This is a genomic window from Acinetobacter sp. ANC_7503, from assembly GCF_056780035.1.
Genome location: NZ_JBWYJA010000042.1, coordinates 1 through 259 on the forward strand (window position 1 = coordinate 1; position 259 = coordinate 259).

Here is a 259-nt window from a genome sequence, read left to right on the forward strand (position 1 = left end):
CTTGACTATACAACACCCAAACAGTTGGTGTTGTGGTTCAAATCATGACAAATAACTTGATTTAGTTAGATAAAACGCTAAACTGCACAAATTAAAGCAACTCAAATAGCTGTTAATAACTTCTTTGACCAAGCAAAGGCACGCAAACAATACATGCGAATAAGACCTAAGCAAAGTCACAACAGTTGTGCTGGCGACAATAGCAAGAGTGAACCACCTGATCCCTTCCCGAACTCAGAAGTGAAACCTCTTAGCGCTG

The 259-nt window shown here is 40.2% G+C and carries 1 rRNA gene; it reads left to right on the top strand.

The window, feature by feature from the left end:
• Positions 1 to 189: 189 nt before the first annotated feature.
• A 5S ribosomal RNA gene (rrf, locus tag AC1M9M_RS14875) occupies positions 190 to 259 on the top strand; the annotation flags it as partial.